The sequence below is a fragment of the Cupriavidus necator A5-1 genome (genome assembly GCF_000744095.1).
GTDB lineage: Bacteria > Pseudomonadota > Gammaproteobacteria > Burkholderiales > Burkholderiaceae > Cupriavidus > Cupriavidus necator_A.
On the sequence record NZ_JQLI01000001.1, the window covers coordinates 2,390,481 to 2,409,708 of the forward strand.

Here is a 19,228-nt window from a genome sequence, read left to right on the forward strand (position 1 = left end):
GCTGTGCAATGATAGCGGCTGGTTTCCCTGTCCCGGATTTCCGTGCATGCGAGGATCATCGCGCCCTGCGCGGTGCCGGCAGCCGGGCTGGCGACCGGCGCTGAACGGGCTGCCGCAGGCGCGACGGCGCTTCCCGTGCCACGTCCCCAGAGCGGGGCCAGCGTGGGGAGCGTTTCAAGGATGGGCGGCGCTGGCCGGGCTGCCGCAACGGCGCTGTGGCCCGTGCGCACCAGCGCTGGACGTGAACGGCGGTGGATGCTGCGCAGGGCGTCGGGCTGCAGCAGCCGGATGCGCCGGTGATGGACCTCGATCACGCCGGCCTCGGCCAGGCGCGAGAACAGCCGGCTGATGGTTGCGAGCTTGAGTCCCGGGTTGCTGCCGATCTCCTCCCGACTCATGCACAGCACGAATTCGTTGGCGGCAAAGCCTCGCGCCGACAGCCGCTCGGACAGGCGCCCCGCCTATGCGCTCAGGTTTTCAGCTCGCCAAGGTAATAGTTGATTTCCGCCAGCAGGGTATCGTGGAATTCGCCAGGCAGGGCGCGGTCGTCGGTCAGCGCCAGCAGCTGGTCGACGCGCTGGCGGAAGCGCCGCTCCACACTGGCGCGAGCCGCGGGCGGCAAGCCGGCCGACATCGCGAACAGCAGTTCCCGCATGACCAGCAGCCGGGCACCGTACTGGATCATGGCGTCGCCCTGCGTCTTGAGGTTGCGCGCGAATTGTTCAGGCGTACCGGACGGTGCAGATGGCGCGGCGGGCGCGGTGGGCGTGGCATTCGCGGCATGCACGGCGGCGATGGCCGGTTCCGCCGGCTGGACGGCCGGCGCCTGGTCGGCAGGGTGGTCCGGCAGGGGCGTCGCGGCGCCCAGTATTCTGGAAAGCATGTTGATCCTGAACATGGCGGGCTCCCGGGAGCGAGCCGGCCGCCCTGCCGGATGGCGGCGCGGCGGATGGCTGTAGTGGCTGACGCACTCATCATGAAAGCCCGCGTCCGGCGGGACTGTGCGGCAGGAGACAGTTCCAATGGCGCCTCAGCCGGTGGCAGCTGAAGGTGCGGCCTTGCGGCCCCTGCCGACACGCGCCGGCGGCATGCACAGCCCGCAGACAAAGCGGCGGCGCAGATCGTGGGCGTGGGCGACGTATCTGCCCCCGCAGCAAGTGCAGCGCGCCGGCTTCAGCATGCCGCGCTCGTAGAAGCGGACCAGCGTCCAGGCGCGGGTAAAGCTGAGCTGGGCGGCCTCGCCGGTCACGCTGACCTGTTCGCGGTACATGCGGTAGCCGGCCAGCATCGCGCGGATGCCCTCCAGGCTGCCGTTGCCGGCGATGAAGCGGTAGGCATTGAGCAGCATCGAAGCATGGGCGTTGGGGCGCCAGGCCGCGAAACCAGTCGGTCGAGAACGGCAGCATGCCCTTGGGCGGCGAAACCCCGCACAGTTCCTTATACAGTCGGATCAGCCGTGCGCGCGGCAGCGCGACCTCCGATTCCAGCACCTGCAGGCGGGCGCCGAGGCCGATCATCTCGATCGCCACCCGGGTCTGTTCCATCTCGTGCAGCATGCTTCCGCTTCTGGTCTCGCTTCGTTCCGCGCGACTTCTTTCGTTATTTCGTTGCTCGGTGCGTTGTGCCATCTGCGCGGTATTGCGTGCGTCCATCGTGTTCCTGCTGCGAGTGATCGGAAAATCGCGCAGCCGGAATATCCCCGGGCGTGTCTCCAATAATCATGACCCGCCGCGCCATGTTGCGTGGCCCGCTTCGTCGAATTCGCGGGGCTGCGCCCGCGTTTCTCGTTGAGCGATGCATTCTATTAACCGATGTGGTGATTGCCATGATATGCATCAACAGTCGCATCCCCGGCGTATTAATCTCCGTGCGGTGTGTATTGCGGATGTGGCTTTCGCGGATTCGTGTAGGAGGACCGCCCACACGGTATCGGACAGACCCCGATTTCACCTGTAGGCCCATGCGCTACGCTGCAAATACACCAACGACTATGGAGTAACCCATGGCTGCGAACTTCCTCATCAGGCAGACGCCCCTAGGCTGGGAACTTACGGTCGAAAGTGCACGCAAGGGCCTGGTCCATTGCGAAGACCGGGACGTCGCCGTCAATATCGGCACGGCCGCGGCCAAGCGGCGCGGCGTCGCGCTGATCGTGCAGGAAGAACATGGCGGCTGCGATACCCCGCGGGGCTTTGCGCAGTCCCTGGCTGCCTGAAGCGACATAACACCGCGACACAACACCGGGAACGCCGGCCTGGGCATGCCGGCTGCCGCATTTCCCACCCCTTTGCGGACGGCAAAGGATGCCTTTACAACGGCGGGCGCTTTTTACCCATGGCGCCCGCCGTTGTTTTGTCCGTGCATGACAGGCGCTGCCGACGGCCGTGCCATTTCAGTGGTACGGAACTTGCGCCCTCGGCTACTGGCGTGGCATAGCCGCGATGGCGGCGCCGCGGTTCCAATCAGCGGAGACAGCGATGCATCCATTCCGTAATGAAGGCGGCGGCTCCTGGTGGCGCGAGGACCGCGACGATGACGATACCCGCCGCAGCGAGCGCGGCGGGCAAGGGCAGGGCCGAGGTCAGGGTCAATGGCAGGGCCAGGGTCAGCGGCAAGGACAGTGGCAAGGCCAGGGGCGCAGCGATGATTCGCGCGGCTACGGTGAAGGACGCTACGGCCAGCGCGGCGGCCCGGCCAGTGATTATGGCGAAGGCCGTTATGAAGGCCGCCAGCGGCATGAAAGCGACGTGCGCGAACGGGGCTATTACGGCAGCCGCGAGAGCGCCGGCGGCCAGGACTGGCGCCAGGAACGGCGCGAAGACTGGCAGCAGGCCGGCCGCCGCGCGCCATGGGAAGACGATGACACCTGGCGCGGAAGCCAGGCCGGCGGGCAAGGTGCCCAAGGCAGGCAATGGAGCGGCGGTGGCAGCGTCCGCGACGAATGGGGCGACAGCCGCACCGGCATGTACGAGCGCCCCGGTTCGGCTGGCCGCCGTGCCGGTGAGCCCGGCAAGGATGCGCCCGGCGCGCGCGAACAGGGCTTTGGCGCCATGCGGCGCGGCCGCGACCGGATCGGCCCGAAGGGCTATCAACGCAGCGACGAGCGCATCCGCGAAGAAATCTGCGAACGGCTGGCGCATGCACGCCATGTCGATGTGCGGGACGTGGAAGTCGAGGTGCAGAGTGGCGTGGTGCGCCTGACCGGCAACGTGCAGGACCGCCGCGAGAAGTACTGTATCGAGGAAATCGCCGACGACGTGTTCGGCGTGCGCGAGATCCACAATGCCCTCAGGCTGGGCTCGCCCGGAGCGTTCGGCGTGTCTGGGATTACGGAAGGCGCGCAGGGCACGCAAGGCACGCAACAACGCATGCAAGTCTCGCAACAAGGCGTGCAAGGCACCACCGGCACCCAGTCCGGTGTCTCCACCCCGGGCCGTGTCAGCGGCGTCAGCAGCTCAGGTAGCGCCACGGGATCCACCGCCAGCAGCTATGGCGCGGGCATGGAAACGGGCAGCGGCGGGCTTGGCAAGGGTCGTGACAGTACCGGCGGGACCACCCGCATTTGAGTCGCGGCAGGGGCTGCGCCGGCTGGCGCAGCCTCGCCCGTGTCGCGGCGTAATTTGCCAGCGCGCGGGGAAACATCCCCTCAGCGGGCCGGCGGTTGCTGGTCCGCTTCTGCGTCCGGCTCTTCGGTGCGCGGCTCGGCCATGCGGCGGTGCCGCTCGGCCAGCACGTCCGCCGGCGTCACCATCGCGATGGCGGCACGCAGCTTGTTCTGCCATCCGGTAATCACTTCGCCTTCACCGCGCATCATCGCGTCAAAGCCGATCCGCGCCACCTCGGCAGGGTCGTCCTTCTTGCTTTGCGCGAGCTTGGTGTCGAGCATGTCGGCGCGCTCGAAGAATTCTGTCTCCGTCGCCCCCGGCATCAGGCATGTCACCGTCACGCCGCTGCCATGCAGCTCATGCCTCAGCGCATACGAGAACGAATCCAGGAAGGCTTTGGGGGCGTTGTAGACCGCCTGGTATGTCCCTGGCATAAAGCCGGCGATTGAACCGGTGATCAGGATGCGGCCACCGCCCGCCTCGTGCATGCGCTGGCCAACGCGGTGCAGCAGGTGCAGCGTGCCGGTCACGTTGGTTTCCACCACATGTTGGATATCCGCGAAGTCTTGGTCGAGGAAGGCATGGCCCAGGCCGCGGCCAGCATTGGCACACAGCTCGTCCACGCGACGCTCTTCCAGAGCGGCCAACACCTTGTCGACGCCTTCGGGCGTGGACAGGTCCGCCAGCAACGCCAACACTTCCGCGCCTTCGTCGCGCAGCTGCGCGGCGGCGATCTCGATCTGCGGCTCGTCGGCGGCGATCACCAGGTCATATCCGTGCCGTACGCAATTGCGCGCCAGTTCATAGCCGATCCCCGACGACGCGCCAGTGACGACGGCAAGCAGGCCGGTTCGCGGCGCGGGGGCGTCCGGATGGTCCGGGGGAAGGGAGGTGTCGGGAATGTCAGACACGATGGACTCCATACAGAGGATCTGTATATCGGCTACTGCAAGGTCCATTCCAGGCGTGCGGCCGGTGAAGCCAGGTAAGGCGGCGACGGACGTCGTGCGGCATCGGCCCGCGCCGGAGACGGCGCAGGCCCCTTTTACCGCAGCGTTGTAAGGTTTAGCGACGCGTCAGCCCACGCGCCGCCAGGTGCGCACGCCCATCCACGCCCCCAGCAGCGCCACCAGCGTGGTCAGCAACGCCAGCGCGGCGGTGGCCGCCGGCTCCAGCGAGCCGAGCCAGGTAAAGGCGTCGGTGCGGCGCCAAAGCACCCACGCGAGTGTGGCGGTTGCCACTACCAGCGCGGTCTGGGTCAGCGCATCGACCAGCCGCATGGGGCCGCGCGCGGTGCCGGCAAGCGGGTCGCGGCGGGCTTCTGAGGCGATGATTTCGGGGTCTTCCATGGTGGATGCCGATCGGGGGCGCCGATATTTGCCGTGCAAGTCCTGTTTCCGGCAGTGTAGCCCTGTTGCGGGGAATAGCGCGCCACCAACGCCCGGCTCGTCAAAACACCCCGAGCCCCAACCCGGCCGCCAACCCCTCCCCGAGTTCCGCACACCGTGCAAGGTCCTCCGCCCCGATCTGCTTGGGCGCCAGGATCCGCTCCGGCGTCTGCGCATGCGTGCAAACGATCAGTCCAGGCGCCACGCAATTGAGCCGCCACCCCGTGGCGATGCGTTCGATCTGCCGCAACGCGTTCTGCCCGTCGCTGCCGGCACAGATCATCGTGGCGTACGGTCGGCCATTGATGCGGTCGAGCGCCGCGTAGTAGCAGCGGTCGAAGAAGTCCTTCATCATCCCGGCCATCGCGGCCAGGTTTTCCGGCGTGGCGAACAGGTAGCCGTCGGCGGCGAGGACATCGTCGGGGCCGGCTTCGCTTGCGCGCTTTAGCACGACCGTCACCCCAGTCTGCGTGCGGGCCGCATCGGCGGCGGCCTCCGCCATCTGCCGGGTGCCTCCGGTCATTGTGTGGTAAACGATCAGCAGCGTCTTCATGCTTGCCGGTTTGCGGTGTGCCGTACGCTGAGGACTGTATCACGCGGGCCCGGCGCGATTCCCGCCGCGGCAAGGGCGGCGCGCCGCTGCTGCATCGCTTCACGCCTGCGACGTTGAGGTGCCTCGCAGTGGCGGCGAGGAAACTTTTGTTGCGGCGGCGCGGCCTGAAAGGGTTTGGCGGCGGCGTTAGAATGTCGCGCTAGTCACTGCCGCCCCCAGGAGTCCAAGATGCAGGTTTTGCCGCTTTCGCCCTGTTCCCTGTCCGCCACGCTCGTGCTGATGTTGTCGGCCGCGTGCGCATCGGCGGCGCTGGCCGCGGGGCAGGACAACGCGCCCAAGCCGCGCGGCAAGGACGAGGCCCCGGAAGCGCCGGTCGCCTGCATGAAGGCCGTCAAGGCGGCGCTGCCCAACCCAGGCAGCTTCAAATGGGTCAGCGGCAAGACCCGCAAGGTGGCGGAAGACGCCTACAGCGTAGTGGGCGATGTCGAATACCTTGCGCAGGATGGCGCCGTGCGCAAGGCCAAGGTGCAATGCGACGTGCTGCGCGCGCCCGGCAACAAGTTCGTGGTGCCCAAGGTCCGGCTGCCGCAGTAATTCCTCCAGCCGCTGCCACCCGCGCGGCCTGTCTCCTCGCTTTATCTCCTCAGCTGGCGATCCTGCTCCGGCCACCGCCCGGCCCATTGCAATCAAATGTGGACGCTGTCCATCTCCTTTGCTAGGATATGTGTACAGCAACCACAAAAGGAGTCCAGAGGCCCCGCATCGTGCCGGTGCCGCTTGTGGCTGCCATGCCAGGGAGACCGCGAATGAAGACCGAAGCGCAGAAGGAACACCGCTGGCTGCAACGCCTGGTGGGCGACTGGATCGCCGAAGGCGAGGCGTCGATGGGGCCGGACCAGCCGACGCAGAAGTGGGAAATACCCGAGCGCGTCAGCAGCGTCGGCGACGTGTGGGTGCAGTGCGTGGCGCAGGGCGACATGCCCGGCTGCGGGCCGGCCACCACGGTGATGACGCTGGGCTTCGATCCCGCGCGCAAGCACTTCGTGGGCACGTTCATCGGCTCGATGATGACCCACCTGTGGGTCTATGAGGGCGAACTCGATGCCAGTGGCGAGCAGCTGACCTTGCGCGCCGAGGGCCCTGATTGCTCCGGCAACGGGCGCATGGCGCATTACCGCGATGTGATTACCTTCAAGGGCGACGACCAGCGCTTGCTGACGTCCTACATGCAGGGCGAGAACGGCGAGTGGACCGAGATCATGACGGCCAGCTACCGCCGCGGGCGCTAGCTATGTGCGTCCGCCCGCCATGCGAGCGAGGCGTGCCAGCCGCCCGCCGGGCCCGTGCGCAGCGTCGTGCGGGGGCACGCCGCGCCCTTCGGCATGGCGCCGGCGCCGGCGGCGCAACAGCAGCAGCAGGGACGCCGGCAGTAGCAGCACCAGCGCCAGCAGGCCAAAGGTAAGCAGCCCTGGTTGGCGTGCCGCGGCCGCAACGCGATCAACCAGCGCGGCCGAGATCAGGATGAACGGCAGCATGCCGAGCGCGGTCCCGACCAGGCTGTCGCGCAGGCTGATGCGCGAGGCGCCCACCACCAGGTTGACCAGCGAGAACGGCGCCAGCGGCACCAGTCGCAGCACCACCATCGCCAGGATGCCGTGCCTGCCGAGCTGGTGGCTGACGCGGTTCAGCCGTCTGCCGCCAAAACGGCGCACCGTATTGCGCCCCAGCACACGGCCCGCCAGGTAGCCGGCGCAGGTGCTTACCATCGTGCCGCACAATGCCAGCGGCGCACCATAGACCGGTCCGAATACGACCACGGTCACAAGGATCAGCACCGTCACGGGCAGCATGGTCACGGCGCCCGCCAGGTAGACGCCCATCATCGCAAGCGGCGCCATTGGCATGTCGTCTAGCCGCTCGACCACCGCGAGCAGGGCGCGGAAGTCGGCCCATTCGCGCAGCGGCGTGTGGCGCCAGGCAAACGCCAGGCCGGCCAGTACCAGCGCCAGCGCCACCATGACGCCCACCCGGCCCACCACGCGCGGGCGGGCCTCGTGGCTGACGAATTCCGCCAGCACCTGCTCGCTGTCGATCGGCTCGATCGGGTCCAGCAGGTGGTCCGCCGGCGAGGCGGCGTCGAGGTCGTCCGGCAGCGGCGGCGCATAGTCTTCCAGCGTTCGGTCTTCGTGCCGCTGCAGCGAGCGGATCGCCGCGAGTAGCCTGCGCGTGGACGCGACCTCAGCCTGGAACGCCTCGGGCGCTACACCCAGGTGTTCGCCGAGCAGCCGCGCGCGCATCGCGGCAATGGCCGTGCGCACGCGTTCGTCGCCACCCGAAGTCACCACCACGTTGCATTCGGTGTCCAGTCCGAGCGATCGGTTGCTGAGGTTGGACGAGCCGATGGTGAGGAAGTCGTCATCGATCACCGTCACCTTGCTGTGCACGTTGACGCAATCCGGCATCAGCCCGGGGATCGACGGGCAGAACAGGCGGAAGCGCTCAAAGGTATCGGCTGCATGCAGCCGGCGGTACAGGCGCGCGCGCAGCACGCCCATGCTGTGCGCCTCGAGCCAGCCACTCTCGTTGCGGCGCGACACCAGCACGATGTCCGGGCCATCCTCGCGCCCCAGCTTCGCCCCCAGCGCCTCGGCGATCTCGCCGGAGCTGAAGTACTGGTTCTCCATGTAGATGCTGTTGCGGGCCGAGGCAATGGCGTCGCGCAGCAGCATGCGGATTTCGCTGACGCCGGGCTCGTCTTCGCAGTTGGGCATGGTTCGCGCGATGCCGACACGCACGTCGGTCAGCTCTGGCGCCACCGACTGCGGCCACGGGTCCGAGGAGGTCGGCGCAGGCGGGCGCGCTCGCTTGCCGGTGGCGCGCAGCCAGCGGCCCGCGGCCAGCTCGCCCAGCGCCGCAGCGGCGTCGCCGTCGAGCACGCACTGCACGTCATGGAACGGCGGATAGGGCTTGCCTTCGGCCATGCGCAGCGGCGCCTTGGGGGCGTGCTGGTTGTCGTCCCAGCGGCGCAGCGTCAGGTCCAGGCCGCCGACAAAGGCCGCCTTGTTGTCGAGCACTACCACCTTCTGGTGGTGCGAGGCGCCCGGGGGATGGTTGCCGTCGAGCCGGAACGACAAGTGCCGGTGCGCCTGCCAGTGGGCGCTGGCCGAGGGCAGCCACTCGCGCTCGAGCGCCATCACCATGGCGTAGTCCCAGCTCAGGATATAGATGCGCAGGTTGGGGCGCCGGTCCGCCAGCGCGCACAGGAAGTCGCGCAGGCCGGCGGGCAGGCCGTCGTCGGCGCCCTGCGGCACCAGTTCCATGCGGCTGTCGATGTCCCAGCCCAGGATGAAGATGGTGTGCTCGGCCAGTGGCAGCGCCTCGCGCACCGCGCGGAAGTATGCGTCGCCATCGACCAGCATGGCAAAGCGCCGGCATGGCTCGACGCGCCAGCAATTGCGTCCCGGCTGCAGCGTAAAGCTGGCCGGTTCCTGGACTTCATGCGGTGTGTCCGGCGCCGCAACGCGCGCCGTGGTGCCGGGCGGGTTCTGTTGCCTCATGTCGCACCCTCAGGGATGTTCAGCCTGAAGCGTCGCGCAAGTTCCGTACCGGAAGCGGCAGTGTATGGGAAGGGGGTGGGAAGGGGGCGTCTGGTGCACCTGCAGACGCGGAGAGGGTGCAGGGCCGGAGGGGAAACCCGCTTGCCCTCTGCGCGTGGGAGCGTGGCCGGCGCTCGCCCTGCGCGTGTGCGCTTTACCGGCCTTTGTAAGAACGGCACGCCGGCGCGGGGCGCGGGCAGACTCTGCCGAAGGATGCCGCCGGGCGCGCGCGTGTCAGATGACGGGCAGCAAACGTTCTGCGCGGGCGCCGGGCGCGACTGGCGTTACGAGGCATGGCCACGCGGCAGTGCACGCGGGCGCGCGATGCCCCAGGCGTCGAGCAGTGGCTGGAAGTGCGGCGTGTTTTCGCGTGCGGGCGGCGTGACCCGGCGCGGCGGCGGCAACGGCCGGCCGGTCAGCACGAGCGGGGTGTTGGCCTGTGCCGGCGGTTCCGGCTCGCCGGCGTAGGCCACGACGCCCAGCTGGCGGGCCGATTTCAATGCGCGGGTCAGTTCCGCGGCACTCAGGCGGCTGGCGGCGGCAAGCTGGTGTCGGGGCATGGGCCCCTTGGCTCGCAGGGTGGAAATCAACGCCAGCACGCAATCCCGGGTGGTTCGATTCATGTCGCTGCGTCAGGAAGATGGTGCAGCGGCGGGTGCCCTGACGGGCTGCGCCGCATGCGGGAGCCCATTCTTTCGCAGGGGTCATGTCTTTGCCAACCCGATATGACACTTGTTCACATTTCGGCGTGGACCCGAAATGTCCGTAGGCTAATGCCGCGTTTCGGGGTCGCCGGCAGGAAATCTCCCATCTGTGCGGTCTTGCGCCGCCAGCATCGTGCCGTGCCTTTGCCACTTGCGCGCCTGCCTGGCCTGGACATCAGCGGCCAGTTCGTGCAGCTCGGCAACCGTAGCTTCTATCGGGTCGGGATAGATGTCCAGCGGGCGATACCTGAGGAACAGGGGCATGAGGGGTCTCGGTGGGGTTCTTGATTCAGGATAGTGGTGATCCGCTGTTTCCAGTACCCGGTGTGGACCCGAGGCTTTCACAGAGACAATGCGCGCTGCGTTGATCTCAGCCAACGCAGCAGCAGGCCGGCATGTCGCGCCTTCGGCTGACATCGCGGTAGGACGAAAGCCGACTTTTCGGACCGCTGTGCGTTGCTACGATCCAATTGCCGGTTGGGCAAGCGGCTTGCCCGGTCATGCTATCCGATCATTTCCATCCTGGCGGCGCAAGCCGCATCCACACGAAGCAAGGAGATCGACATGAGAAAGCTATACGCACTGTTTGCCCTCGCTGGCATGCTGCTGGTCACTGGTTGCAACACCATGGCGGGCGCAGGCAAGGATATCGAACGCGGCGGCGAGAAGGTCCAGGGTGCGGCGGAAAACACCAAGCAGAAGATGTAATTCGCTGCCACGCCCGCATCCTTCCGTATCACGCAGTGCGGCCCGCGCCACTGGCGCGGGCCGCCCCTTTATTCGTATTGCGCCAGATCGGATCGAAGGGATTCAGATCACGGCCGTGACCGTGGCGCGCATCTCGTCGGCACGGCTCCTGCGCCAGCTTGCCGGCGGCAGCCCGAATTCGCGCTTGAAGGCGCGACTGAACGCGGCCTCGGAGTCGTAGCCGACCGCGCCCGCGATCTCGCCGATGGAGCGGTTGCCGCTGCGCAGTTCCGCTGCCGCGGTGCGCAGCCGCCAGTGCGCCAGGTACTGCATCGGCGGCTGCCCCAGCAGGTCGGTAAAGCGCTGCGCCAGCGCCGAACGCGACAGGCCCACGTTGCCCGCCAGTTCATCCACTGTCCACGGGTAGGCCGGGCGCGCATGCATGCGCGACAGCGCACGGCCCACGTAGCGGTCGCGCAGCGCCGCCAGCCAGCCGCTTTCATTGTCGGGCAGCGTGTCGATGCAGCGCCGCACCGCCTGCACGAAGAGCAGTTCCGACAGCTTGGCCAGCACCGTTGCGGTGCCGGCGCGCGGCTCCGCCGCTTCCGATGTGGCAAACGCCAGTGCCGATGCCAGCCACGCCGATTCCAGGCCGCTGCCCAACCCCACCTTGAACAGCCGCGGCAACGATGTCAGCAGCGGATTGCCCATGGTGTCGTCGAACCCGAGAAAGCCGCACACCATGCGCGTGGTTTCGCCGCCGCCGCCGTACGACACGCGCATGACTTCGCCGGGGCTGTTGCGCAGCATGTCGGACACCAGCGGCGCGGACGGTATCGCCTGCAGGCGCAGGTCGCTGCCCAGCACGTGCGGTTCGCCCTGCGGCACCACCAGCAGCTCGCCGGTTTCCACGCGCAGGTCGGGGCCGCTGCCATCGACCAGGCGGGCCCAGCAGACGCCCTCGGTAATCAGGTGATAGGAGACGACGCGGTCGGTGCCGGGCAGGAAGGCGCTGCGCAATTCAGCGTCTGCTTCAGAGACCAGGCACCACGGCGACTTGAACTCGCCGTTGAGGAAGACGGCGCCGCTCAACTGCACGGCGCGCAAGAGGTCGGACAGGGCATCCATGGTCACATTCCTCCAGATCCGGTGTTTCGCGCAAGAAAGCCGGACGCCCGATCATACGGGCCAGGGGACCGGGCTCCGATACTAGCACCGTGCTACCTGTCGGACAACGTAGACAACTGGACGGGGGCACGTATCAGACCAGCAGGAGACAACACCATGGAAACACTATCCGCCCCCGATGCCAGCGCAGGTGCGCAGGCCGACTGGCTCGCCCTTGCCGCGGCACTGGGCCGTACCTTCGACGCTCGCGCGCCCGAGATCGACGCCAGCGGGCAGTTCGTCAGCGCCAACTACGACGACCTGCGCGCGCACCGCTTCTTTGCCGCCGCCGTGCCGCAGGAACTGGGCGGAGGCGGGCTCTCGCACCGCGAACTCGGCGCCGTGCTGCGCGAGCTGGGCAAGTACTGCGGCTCGACCGCACTGGCCTTTGCCATGCATACCCATCCGGTGGCCACGGCGGCCTGGCGCTGGCGCAACCAGAAGGCGCCGGTCGAAGGCCTGCTCAAGCGCGTCGCGGGCGAGCAGATGGTGCTGCTGGGCAGCGGCGGCTCGGACTGGCTGCAAGGCAGCGGCAAGGCCACACGCGTCGACGGCGGCTATCGCGTGGACGGGCGCAAGATCTTCGCCAGCGGCGCGCCGGTGGCGGACCTGTTCATGACGTGCGCGGTCTATGACGATCCGGAAAGCGGCCCCACGGTGCTGCATTTCGCGCTGCCGATGAAGACGCCGGGTGTGCAGGTCATGTCGAACTGGCACACGCTGGGCATGCGCGGCACCGGCTCGCACGACGTGCAGCTCGAAGGCGTGCTGGTGCCCGACACCGCCATCGCCGCGCGCCGTCCGCAAGGCGTGTGGCACCCGATGATGCATACGGTGGCGATGATCGCGCTGCCGCTGATCTATGCGGTCTACGTCGGCATTGCCGAAGCCGCGCGCGATATCGCACTGCAGCTTGCGCGGCAGCGGCGCCTGAATGCGCATGCCGTGGAAGCGGCCGGCCGTCTCTGCAACGAAGCCGAGGCCGCGGGCATGGCGCTGAATGCGATGTTCGACGCAGCCTCGGGCCAGGCGCCCAGCGCGGTCACCACCAACCGCATCATGTGCGGGCGCACACTGGCCGCGCGCGCGGTGCTGGCCAGCGTGGAAGCCGCGATGGACCTGGCCGGCGGCGCGGGCTTCTATCGCGATGCCGGGCTGGAGCGGCGCTTCCGCGATGCGCAGGGTGCGCGCTTCCACCCACTGCAGGCGAGTGCCCAGCAGGAGTATGCGGGCCGCATGGCCCTGGGCCTGGATCTCGATGCGCCGACCGGCGAGGTGCAGTCACTCGCAAACCAAGCCGCGCAATGATGCCCGCGCTCGCGCCGCTGCCGTTTGCCACCGAGGCCTGCAACGACAGCGGCTATGACGACGCGGCCTGTGGCATCGGCCACGACGAAGCGGCCCGGCGCGCGCTGCGCGCTGCGCTGGGCCAGTTCGCCACCGGCGTCACGGTGGTGACCGCCGCTGACGCAGACGGCCAGCCCGTCGGCGTCACGATCAATGCGTTCACCTCCGTGTCGCTGGCGCCGCCGTTGCTGCTGTGGTGCCTGGCGCGCGCATCCGCCAGCCTGCCCGCGCTGCGCGCGGCGCCATGCCATGCGATCAACGTGCTGGCCGGCAGCCAGCAGGCGCTGTGCCGCCGCTTTGCCGCGCGCGGCGTCGACCGCTTTGCCGGCGTCGACTGCCGCCCGGGGCCGTGCGGCACCGTGCTGATCGCGGGCGCCCTGGCGACCTTTATCTGCACGCATCGCTCGGTGCGCGCGGTGGGCGACCATATGGTGTTCGTGGTGGAGGTGGTGGCGTACGCCTCGGCGCCGGGCGCGCCGCTGGTGTTCCATGGCGGCGCGTTTGCCGCCGTCGATGCGCAGTAGCTCAGGCGCGTTCGCGCCGCTTGCCCGCGATTACCAGTGCAATGCCACCGAGCACGGCGGCTGCGCTCAGCGCCAGCCGGAAGGTGAGCGCCTCGTCCAGCAGCGCGATGCCGCCCACTGCGGTAATGACCGGCACGCTCAACTGCACGGTCGCGGCAGTGGCGGCGCGCAGCTGCGGCACCACTGCGTACCAGATCACATAGCCAAGGCCCGAGGTGATCGCGCCGGACAACAGCGCATAGCCGAGTCCGGCGCCGTCCAGCGAGCGCTCAGCCTGCATCACCGCGCCCAGCGCCAGCGCCATCGGCACGGCCCGCACGAAATTGCCCGCGGTAGTCGAGACCGGATCGGCGGCACGCCTGCCGTGCAGGGAATAGATGCCCCACGCGATGCCCGCCGCGATCATCAGCAGCGACGAGTGCAGCGGCGGCGTGGCCAGGCCGGGGAGCAACAGCCAGACCAGCCCGGTCAGCGCCAGCGCCAGGCCGATCCACTGGTGCGCGCGCAGCGGCTCGCCGGCGTAGAGGCCATAGCCGGTCATGGTGGCCTGTACCGACGCGAACAGCAGCAGCGCGCCGGCGCCCGCGTTCAGTCGCAGATAGGCAAACGAAAAGGCCGCGGCATAGCAGAACAGCGCCAGCGCGGACAACCAGTTGCCGCCCAGCGAGCCATCGCGCCCGCTTGCGCGCTCGCGCTGCCGCCGCGCCATCACGATGACCCACAGCACCAACGCGGCGGCCGCCACGCGCGCGATCGTGAAACTGGCCGCGTCGATGGTGGTGCCCTTGAGCGCGAGCCGGCACAGCAGCGAATTGCCGGCAAAGGCCAGCAGCGCCAGCGTCGTCAGCAGGGCGGTGCGGGCGCGCGGCATGCGTGGCGAAATCGCTGGGGGCTGCGTGGGTACCTCTATCCGGTTGTCCTGCACCAGCTTCAGTCCGCAGCCGGCGTGTCGCCGATGGCGAACGAGGACAAGTGCTCGATCGCCCTGACCAGCCCCGAGTGGTCCCATCCGGCGCCGCCCAGCCCGTCGCAGACATTGAACAGCTGCTGGCACGACGCTGTATTGGGCAGCCCCACGCCGAGCTGGCGCGCGGTGGACAGCGCCAGCTCCAGGTCCTTCTGGTGCAGGGCGATGCGGAAGCCCGGGTCGAAGGTGCGCTTGATCATCCGTTCGCCATGCACTTCCAGGATGCGCGAGCTGGCAAAGCCGCCCATCAGCGCCTCGCGCACGCGCGCCGGATCGGCGCCGGCGCGCGCGGCCAGCACCAGCGCCTCGCTGACGGCCTCGATGGTCAGCGCCACGATTATCTGGTTGGCGACCTTGGCTACCTGGCCGGCGCCGGCTTCGCCCACGCGCGTGATGTTCTTGCCCATCAGCTGCAACAATGGCAGCACCCGGTCGAACACCTCCTGCTTGCCGCCCACCATGATCGACAGCGTGCCGGCCTTGGCGCCGACCTCGCCGCCGGAGACCGGCGCATCGATGTAGTCGACGCCAAGCACTTCGATGCAGCGGGCGAACTCGCGCGTGGCGATCGGCGAGATCGAACTCATGTCGATCACCGTGACGCCGCCGGGCGTGTCGGCAAGGCCGTCGGCCACGCCCTCCTTGCCGAACAGCACCTGCTCCACGTCAGGCGTGTCGGGCAGCATCAGGATGATGGTTTCCGACTGCCGCGCCACCTCCTCGGCGTTGGCGCAGGCCTTCACGCCCGCATCCAGCAGGTCCTGCGGCACGCCGCTGCGCTTGTAGGCGAACACGGTATGCCCGCCGTCGACAATGTGCTGCGCCATGGGCTTGCCCATCACGCCAAGCCCGATAAAGCCGATCTTGCTCATGTTCGTGTCCTCGGTGGTTACCTGTGGGCTGCCGCGGGGTGCGGCGGGGCATAACTGATGATAGTCAGTCGCACGCTAGCGCAGACAGCGGTCCCGGGGCGGCAGGTACATTCTCGGCGCGGGCCGAGGCAACCTGTGCGGCGGCTTCGTCGAGCTGTTGCCGGCGTGCCGACATCCGCTAGCCTTGGCGAGGGATCAATAGGAAAAGCCCTGTCGCCGGGTGACGGTAACGGGGCTTCATGAAACGGCGGCCACGCGGGCCAGAGGACTTGCCTGGCCGATGAGCGGCAACTACTTACCGGCCCGATGCGCCTTCGGCGGGCCGCTGACCGAGGATCTCGCGGATGCGGGCGAGGTAGGTGTCGCCCACGGTGCGGTGCATGCGCGCGGCCTCTGCAGCGAACTGCTTGCGGGTGGGCGGACGGATGCCCAGGCTGCGGCAGATCGTGGACAGGTACGGCTTGCGCTGGCCGCCCAGCCGCAGCGCCGCGGTCTGCAGGGCGGCATCGCCGATGCGCCCGCGCAGCCAGGCCAGCACCTGGCGGTCATAGTCGTTTTGCACACGGATGAGGTGTTCCACCGCCGGCCTCCTACTGTGTATCCATACAGGTACTGTAAATATATACAGTATCTGCTCGGATGCAAGAAAAGTCCGGTTTTGGTGGTGGAAGATGCCCCGCCTATGCCTATTTTGGTGCTTTATTCGCCACTTCAATCAGCGCATCCACCACCACAACGCCCTCGGGCCCAGCCATCACCGGGTTCAGGTCGATCGCGCGGATCGCGCCGCCGGCTTTGTGGATCAGGTCGCCAACCTGTACCGCCAGCCGGCACAGCGCCCCGATATCCACCGCGGACTCGTTGCGCACGCCGCGGAGCAGCGGGGCGATGCGCAGGCCGGACAATGCGCGTTCCACATCGGTTTCCCTGCATGGGGCCAGCAGCACGGCGGTATCGCGCAGCACTTCCACGTACTTGCCCCCGTCGCCGATCACCAGCACCGCGCCGAACACCGGGTCCCAGTGCGCGCCGATCATGCATTCGCGCTGGCCGCGCGACATGCGCGCGACCACGATTCCTTCGCAACTGGCGCCCATGGCCTGCAGCGTGCGTGTCTGGGCGGTGAAGGCGCTGGCGACGGCCTCAGGGTCGTTGCAGTGCAGGGCGACCAGGCCGTGCTCGCTTTTGTGCGGCACCTGCGGCGAACTGGCCTTGACCGCCACCGGCGCGCCGATGCGGCGCCAGGCGGCGACCGCGGCATCGACGTCCTGGCAGAGGCAGTGCTCCACGACCGGCATGTCGGCCGCTACCAAGCGCGCCAGGCTGGCGGCTTCGCTGAGCGTCGCGCCCGGCGATGCGCTGGCCTGCGGGGCAGGCGCCGGAGGCAGGGGCGGTTCGCCCTCGGCCGCGATCTGCGTTAGCCGCTGCTGGTGCGACACCAGTTGCGCAAACGCGGCCAGCGCCTCGGCTGCGTTGGCGTAGGTCGGCACGCCGGCCTGGCGGAAGGCCTCGGCCACCGGCGGCTGCCAGACCGCCACGACGATGGGCTTGCCGGCGCTGTCGGCAAAGGCTGCGGCATCGCGGGCAAAGCGCGGCACGTCGTAGCCCATGCCCGACACCGGGATATCGAGCAGGAACAGGTCGGCGCTGGGGTCCTGCGCCACGACCGGCAACACCTCGCCGAACAGCGCGCTGTTGGTCAGCAGCGCGGCGGTGACGTCGACCGGGTTGGCGGTGGTGGCGAAGCCAGGAAGGCGCTCGGCCAGCGCGGCCTGGGTCGCGTCGGACAACGGTGCCAGCGACAGGCCGAAGGTTTGCGCGGCATCGGCCGCCATCACACAACTCGCGCCGGAATTGCTGACCACCACCAGCCGGCGCCCGCTGGCCTGCCAGTTGCGCAGGTAGAGCGGCGCGCAGCGCGCCAGCGCGTGCGCGTCATCCACGCGCCAGATGCCGTGGCGCGCCAGGAAGGCATCGACCGCGCGGTCCTCGTTGGCAATCGCGCCGGTGTGCGAGGCCGCGGCGCGCTGGCCGTCCTGCGAGCGTCCGGCCTTGACCGCTACCACCGGCACGTTGCGCGCGCGCGCCACGCGCGCGGCCTCGGCCAGCACTTCCGGGTCGGACAGGCTTTCCAGATACAGCAGGATCAGCTTCACATCGGGGTCGTGCGCCACCGCAAGCGCCAGTTCGCTGACGGTGATATCGGCCTGGTTGCCGGTGGCATGCACATGGCGCACGCCAAGGCCCTGCGCGCGCAGCAGGCCATACACCATCGCCGCCACACCACCGCTCTGGCTGACCACCGCCACCGGCCCGTCCTGCGGCGGCACCTCGATAAACATGGTGGAGAAGCTGGCGATCGCGCCGCTGCCAAAGTTGGCCAGCCCCTGGCTGTTGGGCCCGACCAGCCGCAGGCCGCTGGCGCGCGCGGCGCGCACCATCTCGTCCTGCTGGCGCTGGCCTTCCGCGCCGGCCTCGCCGAAGCCCGAGGCGATCACGATGGCCGCCGCCACGCCCAGCCGTGCGCAGTCGTGCACGGCCTGCACCGCGGCATCGCCGGCGACGATGATGATGGCCAGTTCGGGCACTTCCGGCAGTGCATCCAGCGTGGGATAGGCGCGCAGGCCCTGGAGGGTGTCGCGCTGCGGATTGACCGGGTAGAGCGTGCCGGCGTAGCCGTGCGTCTTCATGTAGTGGATGGGCCGGCCACCGATCTTGTGGATGTTGTCGGAGGCGCCGATCACGGCGATGGAGCGGGGAGCGAGCAGGGGCTGGAGCGTGGCAGTCATGACGGGGGAGGTTGCGGTTGAGCGTGAAGGGTCAGTCGATGGTCGCGCCGGAGGCTTTGACGACCCTGGCCCACTTGTCGATTTCGTGGCCGAGGAACTGGGCGGTCGCGGGCGGCGCCGTCCATTCGGCGGCAAAGCCCTGCGTGGCGAAGCGCGCTCTCACGTCGGGATCGTCCAGCACCGCCTTGAGCGCGGTGCTGAGCGTGCCGAGCACCGCCGGCGGCGTGCCGGCCGGCGCCAGCAGCGCATTCCAGGCGCTGGCCTCGTAGCCGGGCAGCCCGGCCTGCGCGACCGTGGGCGTGTCCGGTGCGGCCGGCGAGCGCGCGGCGCCGGTGACCGCCAGCGCCTTGAGCTTGCCGTCGCGCACGAAAGGCATGGCCGACAGCATGGTGTCGAACATCACCGTGGCCTGGCTGCCCATCACGTCGGTCAGCGCGGGCGCGCTGCCCTTGTACGGCACGTGCGTCATGCGGATGCCGGCCATGCTGTTGAACAGCTCGGCCGCGAGATGGGTGGACTGGCCGTTGCCGGAACTGGCGAAGGTCACCTGACCAGGCTTCGCTTTGGCCAGAGCGATCAGCTCGGCCACGTTGGTGGCTGGCGTGGCGGGGGCCGTCACCAGTACCAGCGGGCCGCGCGTCAGCAGGCTGACCGGCGCGAAGTCCTTGCGCGTGTCGTAGCCGGGCTTGCTGAACAGCGTCATGTTGATGGCATGGGCGGTGGTCGCCACCAGCAGCGTGTAGCCGTCGGGCGCGGCCTTGGCCACGGCCTCGGCGCCGATATTGCCGCCGGCGCCGGGGCGGTTCTCCACCACTAGCGGCTGGCCGAGCTTGTCGGACAGCTTCTGCCCGACCACGCGGGCGACGATGTCGGTCGGGCCGCCGGGCGGGTAGGGCACCACCAGGCGGATGGGTTTGCTGGGCCACGCCTGTGCATATGCCGCGGGGGCAGGAACGGACAGGGCGGACAGGGCCAGGCAAGAAAGCAAGGCGAGCGCGTGCCGCCGGGATGGATTCGGTGCCAACGGAG

Annotated in this window: 20 protein-coding genes and 2 pseudogenes; 7 read left to right on the plus strand and 15 right to left on the minus strand. The window is 68.8% G+C overall.

Features of this window, described 5'->3' with window-relative positions; genetic code table 11:
* Positions 1–307: 307 nt before the first annotated feature.
* The 3 genes and pseudogenes from K307_RS50330 to flhC form a co-directional block, all read right to left on the minus strand.
* Positions 308–452, minus strand: a pseudogene (locus K307_RS50330) (helix-turn-helix domain-containing protein); the annotation flags it as partial.
* Positions 453–469: 17 nt separating this feature from the next.
* Entirely contained in the window at positions 470–898 is a 429-nt protein-coding gene (locus tag K307_RS10540) for a hypothetical protein (RefSeq protein ID WP_042878046.1), read from the minus strand.
* 132 nt (positions 899–1,030) lie between these two features.
* Positions 1,031–1,556 (minus strand): annotated as a pseudogene (gene flhC, locus K307_RS10545) (flagellar transcriptional regulator FlhC).
* Positions 1,557–2,002: 446 nt separating this feature from the next.
* Between flhC and K307_RS10550 the strand changes: the two are divergent.
* Both K307_RS10550 and K307_RS10555 read left to right on the plus strand, forming a co-directional pair.
* Positions 2,003–2,215, plus strand: a complete 213-nt coding sequence (locus K307_RS10550) for a transposase (protein WP_042878047.1) — start codon at positions 2,003–2,005, stop codon at positions 2,213–2,215.
* Positions 2,216–2,477: 262 nt separating this feature from the next.
* A complete protein-coding gene (locus tag K307_RS10555; protein WP_042878048.1) occupies positions 2,478–3,566 on the plus strand; it encodes a BON domain-containing protein in 1,089 nt (362 codons plus the stop codon).
* 80 nt (positions 3,567–3,646) lie between these two features.
* On the opposite strand, the gene K307_RS10560 is transcribed toward K307_RS10555, so the two are convergent.
* From K307_RS10560 to K307_RS10570, 3 genes are all read right to left on the minus strand, one after another.
* A complete protein-coding gene (locus K307_RS10560; protein ID WP_051975042.1) occupies positions 3,647–4,507 on the minus strand; it encodes an SDR family NAD(P)-dependent oxidoreductase in 861 nt (286 codons plus the stop codon).
* A 174-nt stretch (positions 4,508–4,681) separates the two neighbouring features.
* On the minus strand, positions 4,682–4,954 hold the full coding sequence (locus K307_RS10565; RefSeq protein WP_042878050.1) for a hypothetical protein: 273 nt from the start codon (positions 4,952–4,954) through the stop codon (positions 4,682–4,684).
* 100 nt (positions 4,955–5,054) lie between these two features.
* Positions 5,055–5,546 (minus strand): flavodoxin family protein, encoded by a 492-nt coding sequence (locus tag K307_RS10570; RefSeq protein ID WP_042878051.1) that lies wholly within the window; start codon positions 5,544–5,546, stop codon positions 5,055–5,057.
* A gap of 228 nt (positions 5,547–5,774) precedes the next feature.
* Here K307_RS10570 and K307_RS10575 point away from each other — a divergent pair, with 228 nt between their 5' ends.
* A complete protein-coding gene (locus K307_RS10575; RefSeq protein ID WP_042878052.1) occupies positions 5,775–6,140 on the plus strand; it encodes a DUF2880 domain-containing protein in 366 nt (121 codons plus the stop codon).
* Positions 6,141–6,352: 212 nt separating this feature from the next.
* Positions 6,353–6,835 carry a DUF1579 domain-containing protein gene (locus K307_RS10580; protein ID WP_042878054.1) on the plus strand — a complete coding sequence of 161 codons (483 nt, stop codon included), beginning with the start codon at positions 6,353–6,355 and terminating at the stop codon, positions 6,833–6,835.
* On the opposite strand, the gene K307_RS10585 is transcribed toward K307_RS10580, so the two are convergent.
* The 3 genes from K307_RS10585 to K307_RS10595 form a co-directional block, all read right to left on the minus strand.
* Entirely contained in the window at positions 6,836–9,103 is a 2,268-nt protein-coding gene (locus K307_RS10585; RefSeq protein ID WP_042878057.1) for a VTT domain-containing protein, read from the minus strand.
* A 323-nt stretch (positions 9,104–9,426) separates the two neighbouring features.
* Positions 9,427–9,765, minus strand: coding sequence for a hypothetical protein (locus tag K307_RS10590; RefSeq protein ID WP_063771674.1), 339 nt, complete (start codon positions 9,763–9,765; stop codon positions 9,427–9,429).
* Between the two features lie 147 nt (positions 9,766–9,912).
* A complete protein-coding gene (locus K307_RS10595) occupies positions 9,913–10,110 on the minus strand; it encodes a hypothetical protein (RefSeq protein ID WP_042878059.1) in 198 nt (65 codons plus the stop codon).
* A 300-nt stretch (positions 10,111–10,410) separates the two neighbouring features.
* Between K307_RS10595 and K307_RS10600 the strand changes: the two genes are divergently transcribed.
* A complete protein-coding gene (locus tag K307_RS10600) occupies positions 10,411–10,554 on the plus strand; it encodes an entericidin A/B family lipoprotein (protein ID WP_042881786.1) in 144 nt (47 codons plus the stop codon).
* Positions 10,555–10,656: 102 nt separating this feature from the next.
* Here K307_RS10600 and K307_RS10605 read toward each other — a convergent pair whose 3' ends face one another.
* The gene (locus K307_RS10605; RefSeq protein WP_042878061.1) at positions 10,657–11,661 is read right to left on the minus strand and encodes an AraC family transcriptional regulator; all 1,005 of its coding nucleotides are present in this window, start codon (positions 11,659–11,661) and stop codon (positions 10,657–10,659) included.
* Between the two features lie 156 nt (positions 11,662–11,817).
* Between K307_RS10605 and K307_RS10610 the strand changes: the two genes are divergently transcribed.
* Together K307_RS10610 and K307_RS10615 are read left to right on the plus strand one after the other, a co-directional pair.
* A complete protein-coding gene (locus K307_RS10610; RefSeq protein ID WP_042878064.1) occupies positions 11,818–13,008 on the plus strand; it encodes an acyl-CoA dehydrogenase family protein in 1,191 nt (396 codons plus the stop codon).
* Positions 13,005–13,571, plus strand: coding sequence for a flavin reductase family protein (locus K307_RS10615; RefSeq protein ID WP_080744983.1), 567 nt, complete (start codon positions 13,005–13,007; stop codon positions 13,569–13,571). The genes K307_RS10610 and K307_RS10615 overlap by 4 nt, the downstream gene beginning before the upstream one ends.
* 1 nt (position 13,572) lies before the next feature.
* On the opposite strand, the gene K307_RS10620 is transcribed toward K307_RS10615, so the two are convergent.
* The 5 genes from K307_RS10620 to K307_RS10640 form a co-directional block, all read right to left on the minus strand.
* Positions 13,573–14,442 carry a DMT family transporter gene (locus K307_RS10620; RefSeq protein ID WP_042878066.1) on the minus strand — a complete coding sequence of 290 codons (870 nt, stop codon included), beginning with the start codon at positions 14,440–14,442 and terminating at the stop codon, positions 13,573–13,575.
* A gap of 59 nt (positions 14,443–14,501) precedes the next feature.
* Positions 14,502–15,410, minus strand: a complete 909-nt coding sequence (locus K307_RS10625; protein WP_042878068.1) for a 2-hydroxy-3-oxopropionate reductase — start codon at positions 15,408–15,410, stop codon at positions 14,502–14,504.
* A gap of 295 nt (positions 15,411–15,705) precedes the next feature.
* A complete protein-coding gene (locus K307_RS10630; protein WP_042878070.1) occupies positions 15,706–15,990 on the minus strand; it encodes a hypothetical protein in 285 nt (94 codons plus the stop codon).
* A 106-nt stretch (positions 15,991–16,096) separates the two neighbouring features.
* Positions 16,097–18,199, minus strand: a complete 2,103-nt coding sequence (locus tag K307_RS10635) for an acetate--CoA ligase family protein (protein WP_042878073.1) — start codon at positions 18,197–18,199, stop codon at positions 16,097–16,099.
* 31 nt (positions 18,200–18,230) lie between these two features.
* Entirely contained in the window at positions 18,231–19,223 is a 993-nt protein-coding gene (locus K307_RS10640) for a tripartite tricarboxylate transporter substrate binding protein (RefSeq protein WP_042878075.1), read from the minus strand.
* Positions 19,224–19,228 lie beyond the last annotated feature (5 nt).

What these genes read in the sequence shown, in the direction of transcription:
- K307_RS10620 (WP_042878066.1), bottom strand. Translation starts at nt 14,442, where the DNA reads ATGCCGCGCGCCCGCACCGCCCTGCTGACGACGCTGGCGCTGCTGGCC.
- K307_RS10615 (WP_080744983.1), top strand. Translation starts at nt 13,005, where the DNA reads ATGATGCCCGCGCTCGCGCCGCTGCCGTTTGCCACCGAGGCCTGCAAC.
- K307_RS10575 (WP_042878052.1), top strand. Translation starts at nt 5,775, where the DNA reads ATGCAGGTTTTGCCGCTTTCGCCCTGTTCCCTGTCCGCCACGCTCGTG.
- K307_RS10580 (WP_042878054.1), top strand. Translation starts at nt 6,353, where the DNA reads ATGAAGACCGAAGCGCAGAAGGAACACCGCTGGCTGCAACGCCTGGTG.
- K307_RS10635 (WP_042878073.1), bottom strand. Translation starts at nt 18,199, where the DNA reads ATGACTGCCACGCTCCAGCCCCTGCTCGCTCCCCGCTCCATCGCCGTG.
- K307_RS10565 (WP_042878050.1), bottom strand. Translation starts at nt 4,954, where the DNA reads ATGGAAGACCCCGAAATCATCGCCTCAGAAGCCCGCCGCGACCCGCTT.
- K307_RS10590 (WP_063771674.1), bottom strand. Translation starts at nt 9,765, where the DNA reads ATGAATCGAACCACCCGGGATTGCGTGCTGGCGTTGATTTCCACCCTG.
- K307_RS10540 (WP_042878046.1), bottom strand. Translation starts at nt 898, where the DNA reads ATGTTCAGGATCAACATGCTTTCCAGAATACTGGGCGCCGCGACGCCC.
- K307_RS10595 (WP_042878059.1), bottom strand. Translation starts at nt 10,110, where the DNA reads ATGCCCCTGTTCCTCAGGTATCGCCCGCTGGACATCTATCCCGACCCG.
- K307_RS10585 (WP_042878057.1), bottom strand. Translation starts at nt 9,103, where the DNA reads ATGAGGCAACAGAACCCGCCCGGCACCACGGCGCGCGTTGCGGCGCCG.
- K307_RS10555 (WP_042878048.1), top strand. Translation starts at nt 2,478, where the DNA reads ATGCATCCATTCCGTAATGAAGGCGGCGGCTCCTGGTGGCGCGAGGAC.
- K307_RS10610 (WP_042878064.1), top strand. Translation starts at nt 11,818, where the DNA reads ATGGAAACACTATCCGCCCCCGATGCCAGCGCAGGTGCGCAGGCCGAC.
- K307_RS10550 (WP_042878047.1), top strand. Translation starts at nt 2,003, where the DNA reads ATGGCTGCGAACTTCCTCATCAGGCAGACGCCCCTAGGCTGGGAACTT.
- K307_RS10605 (WP_042878061.1), bottom strand. Translation starts at nt 11,661, where the DNA reads ATGGATGCCCTGTCCGACCTCTTGCGCGCCGTGCAGTTGAGCGGCGCC.
- K307_RS10600 (WP_042881786.1), top strand. Translation starts at nt 10,411, where the DNA reads ATGAGAAAGCTATACGCACTGTTTGCCCTCGCTGGCATGCTGCTGGTC.
- K307_RS10625 (WP_042878068.1), bottom strand. Translation starts at nt 15,410, where the DNA reads ATGAGCAAGATCGGCTTTATCGGGCTTGGCGTGATGGGCAAGCCCATG.
- K307_RS10570 (WP_042878051.1), bottom strand. Translation starts at nt 5,546, where the DNA reads ATGAAGACGCTGCTGATCGTTTACCACACAATGACCGGAGGCACCCGG.